This window comes from Pandoraea pnomenusa, assembly GCF_040391475.1.
Taxonomy (GTDB): Bacteria; Pseudomonadota; Gammaproteobacteria; order Burkholderiales; family Burkholderiaceae; genus Pandoraea; species Pandoraea pnomenusa_C.
The window spans coordinates 149,005-155,240 of sequence record NZ_JBEBXS010000013.1 but is presented as its reverse complement, the minus strand read 5'-3'; the positions used below and the strand labels follow the sequence as shown (position 1 = coordinate 155,240).

The 6,236-nt window shown below is 62.2% G+C and carries 7 protein-coding genes and 2 tRNA genes; 2 read left to right on the top strand and 7 right to left on the bottom strand.

From position 1 onward, the window contains the following. Positions 1-6 precede the first annotated feature (6 nt). The 7 genes from ABWO90_RS15765 to ABWO90_RS15735 all read right to left on the bottom strand — a co-directional run bounded on the left by ABWO90_RS15765 (position 7) and on the right by ABWO90_RS15735 (position 2,960). Positions 7-82, bottom strand: a tRNA-Lys gene (locus ABWO90_RS15765). A 55-nt stretch (positions 83-137) separates the two neighbouring features. Beyond that, positions 138-213, bottom strand: a tRNA-Lys gene (locus ABWO90_RS15760). Positions 214-284: 71 nt separating this feature from the next. Then, complete coding sequence (locus tag ABWO90_RS15755; protein ID WP_353192163.1) at positions 285-470, bottom strand: hypothetical protein; 186 nt, start codon at positions 468-470, stop codon at positions 285-287. Between the two features lie 190 nt (positions 471-660). Next, positions 661-900 carry a hypothetical protein gene (locus ABWO90_RS15750; RefSeq protein WP_039410578.1) on the bottom strand — a complete coding sequence of 80 codons (240 nt, stop codon included), beginning with the start codon at positions 898-900 and terminating at the stop codon, positions 661-663. Positions 901-1,137: 237 nt separating this feature from the next. Then, positions 1,138-1,464, bottom strand: coding sequence for a DUF4148 domain-containing protein (locus tag ABWO90_RS15745; RefSeq protein WP_353192162.1), 327 nt, complete (start codon positions 1,462-1,464; stop codon positions 1,138-1,140). A 299-nt stretch (positions 1,465-1,763) separates the two neighbouring features. After that, entirely contained in the window at positions 1,764-2,381 is a 618-nt protein-coding gene (locus ABWO90_RS15740) for a LysE family translocator (RefSeq protein ID WP_353192161.1), read from the bottom strand. Between the two features lie 111 nt (positions 2,382-2,492). Next, positions 2,493-2,960 (bottom strand): rhodanese-like domain-containing protein, encoded by a 468-nt coding sequence (locus ABWO90_RS15735; protein ID WP_353192160.1) that lies wholly within the window; start codon positions 2,958-2,960, stop codon positions 2,493-2,495. A gap of 459 nt (positions 2,961-3,419) precedes the next feature. On the opposite strand from ABWO90_RS15735, the gene glnA reads away from it, so the two are divergent. Both glnA and glnL read left to right on the top strand, forming a co-directional pair. Next, a complete protein-coding gene (gene glnA / locus ABWO90_RS15730; protein ID WP_353192159.1) occupies positions 3,420-4,835 on the top strand; it encodes a type I glutamate--ammonia ligase in 1,416 nt (471 codons plus the stop codon). Positions 4,836-5,138: 303 nt separating this feature from the next. Further along, the gene (gene glnL / locus ABWO90_RS15725; RefSeq protein WP_353192170.1) at positions 5,139-6,230 is read left to right on the top strand and encodes a nitrogen regulation protein NR(II); all 1,092 of its coding nucleotides are present in this window, start codon (positions 5,139-5,141) and stop codon (positions 6,228-6,230) included. Positions 6,231-6,236 lie beyond the last annotated feature (6 nt).

Below are 6,236 nucleotides of genomic sequence, written 5' to 3'. Positions count from 1 at the left end.
GTGACTTGGTGGGGCGTGAGTGACTCGAACACTCGACCTACGGATTAAGAGTCCGCTGCTCTACCAACTGAGCTAACGCCCCGGTGCTACCGGGAACAAAAAAGGCTGCAAGCGGTGCAGCCATTTTTGGTGTGACTTGGTGGGGCGTGAGTGACTCGAACACTCGACCTACGGATTAAGAGTCCGCTGCTCTACCAACTGAGCTAACGCCCCAACGAGACCGAGATAATATCGGCTCTTCGTTATGGGGTCAACCCTTAAAGGTGAAAATCCGCAAAAAGGTCTCAGGCGAGCAAGGGGACGAGCTCGAACGCGAGCACGGCAAGCACGGCACCAACGACCACGAGCAGCGAACGCCAGCACATTCGAATGGCGCCCTTGCACGGCATGGCACCGACCACGATCGCACCGAAAACCGCGATGGCAAACATGGTCACGAGTTGGGCGTTGGAAAGGTTGGGCACGATCATGGTCGCTCTCCCTGCCGTTAGCACGCAATGTGTGGGGATGCACTTCGAGTATAGAAAACGGCACCCGCCAAGCAAAGCGGCGCGGCAACCGGGATTTCCCCAGTGACCGCGCCGCGCGCACTTTGACTCGTCACGCTGCGCTTCGTCCGATTTCAGTGCTGCCAACGGACGCCGCGCATGCGTATCGATGTTATTCGGGCAGATCGAGAATCAGGATGATCGTCCATGCGTCTTCGCCCTCGTGATGGTACTGACGCTCCACCACGATGAACGGTTGCTTCTTGTCGCCCTGGCCGAGGAACAGCACGTCGCCTTCGGCCGGCATGCATTCGATCGGCGGCAACGCAAGCGGGGTGCCCTTGGGAACGAGACGTTCGGCCTTCTTCGCTGCGCGCTCGGTCCACTCGATATCGAATTCGATCTGACTCACCGGATGATCCTGTCTATGCAAATTGAAACGGCTGCATGGTAGCACGCAGCGTGCGCAGGTCACGAGAAATGCACGAGAGGCAAGCGGCGGGGCGCAGGGATGGAGGTGACGCAACACAGGCTGGCGATGCCGTCCTGCCTGTGTGCGTCACGTCGCGCTGCCGGGGTACGGCAACACGACGAGGGGCGGTGCGAAATGCTACGGCGACCTATGGGGCCGCAGGGCCGCGGGGCCGACTCAGGGATTCGAGTGCTTCATCTCGCCGTTCTGGCGAGCGCGCACGAGTTCTTCGTACACTTGAGCGCGCGTCTTGGCGGCGGCGCTGTTCTGCGCGGTGAGCACCGGGTAGTCGTAATCGTTCTGGGGGATGAGGCCTTGGGCGCGGGCGTCGGCCAGTTCCTGGCGCACCTGTTCGCGCGTGACATGCGACGTCTGCGGCACCCAACCGAATTGCGATCCTTCGGGGTACGCGTCGCTGGTGCGGCCGGCCTGAGCGAAAACCGATCCTGCGGCGGCAACGAGGGCGGCGGACAGCGCGGCCGAGGCGATCAACTTGCGATTCATGGTGAAACTCCTGTTCTTCCGGACTGCGGGGGCGGGCAAGGCATCGGTACCGGTGGTCATTGGGTTTTGACGCGGTATGCGTTGTGCGCGACCGTTGAGAACAGAATAGGGCTTTGGCTATTGCGGAAAAATAGCAATTGAGAGAATAAATACTTAACGCAATCGAAACAATGCGTCGCGCCCGTCTCGATGGCCAAAGAAAAACGCCACCGAAGTCGGTGGCGTTTTTGTGGCCCTTGGGCGGTGGGTCCGTTGCGTCATGCAGATGCGCTGCTGAGCCTTACATCGACCCTCGAAGACTACCGCGTGGCGATCGCGACGGCAGCCCCCGCCATGACCGTGCCTGTGGCGCGATTCAGGCGACGCACGGCGCGTGCGGAGCTCAGCAATCGACGAGCGCGCGCGGCGAGCGCGATATAGGTACCGAAGACGATGGCCAGGACCATCATTGTCACGCCGACGACTTCGATGTAGCCCAGCGGTGTCACCCGTTCCAGGTCGAGCAGGTTGGGCAGCAGTGCGAAATAGAACACCACGACCTTCGGGTTGCCCAACGTGATCGACAGGCCGCCGACGAACGGACGCCACGACCGCTCACGCGGCGCGGCCGCCATCGGTTCGGCCGGGGGAATGGCCGGCGCATGCCACATCTTCCACGCGAGATAGAGCAGGTAAGCGGCGCCGGCGTATTTGATCGCGAGGAAAACCCCCGAGAATGTATGCGCAAGCGCGGCGACGCCGAGCACGGCGAGCGTGAGCCAAACGATGTCGCCGACCGCCAAGCCTGCGGTGAAGGCAATGGCGCCTTGCGTGCCGCGTCCGAGAACGCGCGCCACGATGGCGGCAATGCCCGGCCCGGGCGTACCTGCCCCGACGAACAGGGCAAGGGCGAAAGTCAGCAGGTGTGTCCAGTCCATCGCGGCGTCTCCTCGCGTTGATGACGATTCAGGATTGTCTGATAAAGCTGTGGCACGACACGGTGGGGCGATCCTCGCGGGCGGCGGTGTCCGCCGCCGCGACTTTACAGGTCAGGCGCCGACCCAGGGCAAATTGCGGAAACACCAGCCGCTGACATGCTTGCGATGGCCGGCGCTGTCCTTGTCGCCTTCGAAGCCTTCGAGAATGTCGAACGATTGCGTGAAGCCGGCTTCATAAGCGACCTTGGCGGCCGCCTTGGAGCGCGCGGCACTGCGGCACAGGAACAGCAGCGGGGCGTTCTTGTCGGCCGCCTGCGACGTCAGTTGTTCGAGGAAGTGCTCGTTGGGCACGCCGCCCGGATAGCGAACCCATTCGACGTTGGCGTACTGGCCATCCGGCACTTGTGGGCGGCCGACCCAGTCTAGCTCTGCGCGCGTGCGTACGTCGATCAGGCGCACGTTGGCGTCGGCGTTGAGCAGCGCGAGCGCTTCTTCCGGCGTGACGGCACCCGCATAGGCGAGTTGGCCGCTGGCGCGACGTTGCGTGGCTTGCTCGAGAATGGCTTTGGCGCTTGTCATATTGCTGTGATCTCGTTGGTCGAAGGTTGTCCTTCATTCTAGCGTGCCGTTCGCGCAAAGATGCGCTTTAGGTAACATCCCTGAGTCCGGCGTGACCGAGCATCGCGAGACGTGTGCATGTCGGCGGTGCATGCCGATGCACAACTTCCGGTCGCGCATGACCGTTGAGGGCACTAAAAAGGTGCATAATCGACAAATGCACCAATTCGGTGACATTTCGATGCGAGGTGCACCGAAATGGCGAATTGAGGCCCACGAGCGGGAATTCGGCGCTGGGCGCACCAGAATCGATAATTTCCTTAGAAATCAGTGGGTGACGTTGAAGTGAAGCGGGTCGACGCAGGGCTGGCACGCTTCCTGCTTATCAATGGCGAATCCGAACACGGAGTTCGTTAAGAGGGTGCGGCGACGCAGGCGATGAGCGCCGGCAGCGCCAGATTGAATCTTTCGGGAGATAGCATGAGCAAATCAGTGGCAGATGTGATGAATCTGGTTAAGGAAGAAGACGTCAAGTTCGTCGACTTCCGCTTTACCGACACGCGCGGTAAGGAACAACACGTCTCGGTGCCGGTGTCGCACTTCGACGCCGACAAGTTCGAGAGCGGCCACGCTTTCGACGGCTCGTCGATCGCCGGCTGGAAGGGCATCGAAGCCTCGGACATGCTGCTGGTGCCGGACGCCAACACCGCCTACATCGATCCGTTCTACGAAGAAAGCACGCTGGTGCTGACCTGCGACGTGATCGAGCCGGCCGACGGCAAGGGCTATGACCGTGATCCGCGTTCCATCGCCAAGCGCGCCGAAGCCTACCTGAAGAGCACGGGCCTGGGCGACACCGCCTTCTTCGGTCCGGAGCCGGAATTCTTCATTTTCGACTCGGTCCAGTGGAAGACGGACATGTCGGGCACGTTCGTGAAGATCAACTCGGAAGAAGCGCCGTGGTCGTCGTCGTCCGACTTCGACGGCGGCAACACGGGTCACCGTCCGGGTACGAAGGGCGGTTACTTCCCGGTCGCACCGGTCGACACGTTCCAGGACATGCGCTCGGAAATGTGCCTGTTGCTCGAGCAACTCGGCGTGCCGGTCGAAGTGCACCACCACGAAGTGGCGGGCCAGGGCCAGAACGAAATCGGCACGAAGTTCTCGACGCTGGTCGAGCGCGCCGACTGGACGCAGATCCTGAAGTACGTGGTCCACAACGTGGCCCACAGCTACGGCAAGACGGCCACGTTCATGCCGAAGCCGATCGTTGGCGACAACGGTTCGGGCATGCACATCCACCAGTCGGTCTGGAAGGACGGTCAGAACCTGTTCGCCGGCAACGGCTACGGCGGCCTGTCGGAGTTCGCGCTGTACTACATCGGCGGCATCATCAAGCACGCCCGTGCCCTGAACGCGATCACGAACCCGTCGACCAACTCGTACAAGCGTCTGGTGCCGCACTTCGAAGCCCCGGTGAAGCTGGCCTACTCGGCCCGTAACCGCTCGGCCTCGATCCGTATCCCGTACGTTGCCAACCCGAAGGGCCGCCGCATCGAAGCGCGCTTCCCGGATCCGATGGCCAACCCGTACCTGTCGTTCGCCGCCATGCTCATGGCCGGTCTCGACGGCGTGCAGAACAAGATCCACCCGGGCGAAGCTGCCGACAAGAACCTGTACGACCTGCCGCCGGAAGAAGATGCAAAGATCCCGACGGTGTGCTCGAGCCTCGAACAGGCGTTGGAGTACCTGAACGAAGACCGCGAGTTCCTGACCCGTGGCGGTGTGTTCACCGACGGCATGCTCGATTCGTACATCGCACTGAAGACGGACGAAGCGCGCCGTGTGGCCATGACCACGCACCCGCTCGAGTTCGAAATGTACTACTCGCTGTAATCGAATCGCTGCGCAGGGAATGCGCCGGCATGACGGAACGCCAGCGGCCGACCGTCATGCTCGACGAGCAAGGGGGATGGCCGCGGCCGTCCCCCTTTTTTATCCGCGGCTTGTCCGCAGCGCAAATTCCTTACGTGGCTGGCCATGGACCTATCGCCTCGATCCCTGATGAAAAGTGTTCGCACCGGTGTGAAAGGGCAAAGCCGACATGCTTCGGATGCGGCGGGCGCCGACACCTCTGTCGGCGAGACGCCGGACACCACGGGTACGCCGGAAGCAGAGGGCCACGCCGTGGCGTTGCCGATGAGTGCCGACCCCTGGGAGGCGAAGCTCGCGGCCACGGGCATGCTTGCCGGTCTCGAAGCGCTGCCCACCGTCTTGCTGGTCCTCGAGAAGCATTCGCTGCGCGTGGTGTTCGCGAACCCGGCCGCCGAGGCCTTGCTCGCACTCTCGCGCCGTTCGCTCTCGCAGATGACATGGAACGACGTGTTCACCAACGGCGAGGTTCTGGCGTCGACGATGGCCGACCTCATCGCCAACCAGTTCCAGACGACGCGACTCGATCTGGTGCTCGAACGCACCGCTCAGGAGCCGTTGCACACGCATGCGATCGTGGCGGCCCCCGAGGCGGCACCCGATTTCGTCATCGTCGAACTGATCGAGAACGAGCAGAAGCTCAAGAACGAACGCGAAGAGCGCATCATCGACCAGGCGTTGATGAACAAGCAGCTTATCCGCAATCTGGCGCACGAGATCAAGAACCCGCTGGGCGGCATTCGCGGCGCGGCGCAATTGCTGGAGTTCGAACTCGATCAGCGTGAGTTGCGCGAGTACACGCAGGTCATCATCAAGGAGTCCGACCGGTTGCAAACGCTGGTCGATCGCCTGCTCGAACCGCATCGTCACCCCTACATCGCGACCGATGTGAACATTCACGAAGTCTGTGAGCGGGTGCGTTCGGTGGTGCTTGCGGAGTTTCCGCAAGGGCTGTCGATCGAGCGGGACTACGACGTCAGCCTGCCGGATTTTCGGGGCGACAAGGAGCAGCTCATTCAGGCGCTGCTCAACATTGTGCGCAACGGCGCGGAAGCGCTGCGCGAGCAGATCGCGAGGGGCGACGCACGCATCGTACTGCGCACCCGCGTGGCGCGAAAGATCACGATTGCCAAGCGGCTGCACAAGCTGGCATTGGAATTGCATGTAATCGATAACGGGCCTGGCATTCCCGCCGACATTCGCGATCGCATCTTCTATCCGCTCGTTTCCGGGCGCGATGGTGGAAGCGGTCTGGGACTCACACTGGCGCAGTCGTTCATTCAGCGTCACGACGGTCTGATCGAATGCGAAAGCCGGCCCGGACGGACGGATTTCCGAATCCTGCTGCCCCTGGGCTGATGCGGC